Below are 597 nucleotides of genomic sequence, written 5' to 3'. Positions count from 1 at the left end.
TTTTTCACCACTTCTATAAGCGGAACTGGCAATGGCACTGCGTCCTTTACCGGCACTAATATTACTAAAACTCATATGAAATATTGCCATGTTAGTCACTGTCTTCCTTTGATTCCATGGGCTTGACTTTGTTGTCGCCACCGGCGACTTCTAATACAGGATTTTTTGGTTAGCACAACATAGAATTTATTCTATGTGTAAGTGCGCATTGACCTCGTTTCACTCGGTCTGCTGATTCTCCTGAATTTACTTTTAGTGTATGCCTTCCGCTTCGCTATTTCAACTTTTATCCTTTGACTTAACATTCTCTGTATGATATAGTGTCGGTGATTTTTTTAATATAATTGTCGGGATCGTTATGTCTCAAAGCAACTTAGAAAAACAAGAAGCTAAATTAAAACAGTTTAATCAAAAGATTAAAGCTGAAAAAAATAAGATTGAGCAACGGCTAGGTAAACAAATCATCAGTCAAGCCAATTTAGATTATGCTAATTTGTCTAACGATCAGATTAAGCTTTTAGCCAAGCAATTTTCTGGATTTTTAAAGGTAAAGTCCGTAGATCATTAGCCATACGAGATGGGGAAATTCCATGTCTA

General features: G+C 36.2%; 1 protein-coding gene and 1 pseudogene. One reads left to right on the top strand and one right to left on the bottom strand.

Features of this window, described 5'->3' with window-relative positions:
- A pseudogene (locus tag FD44_RS10925) lies at positions 1-99 on the bottom strand (MobA/MobL family protein); the annotation flags it as partial.
- A 259-nt stretch (positions 100-358) separates the two neighbouring features.
- On the opposite strand from FD44_RS10925, the gene FD44_RS10185 reads away from it, so the two are divergent.
- Entirely contained in the window at positions 359-568 is a 210-nt protein-coding gene (locus FD44_RS10185) for a hypothetical protein (protein ID WP_010620865.1), read from the top strand.
- Positions 569-597 lie beyond the last annotated feature (29 nt).

Origin of the sequence: Secundilactobacillus malefermentans DSM 5705 = KCTC 3548 (assembly GCF_001436395.1) — a bacterium.
Taxonomy (GTDB): domain Bacteria; phylum Bacillota; class Bacilli; order Lactobacillales; family Lactobacillaceae; genus Secundilactobacillus; species Secundilactobacillus malefermentans.
The sequence above is the reverse complement of the archived record's forward strand: the minus strand, read 5'-3'. Positions and strand labels throughout refer to the sequence as shown.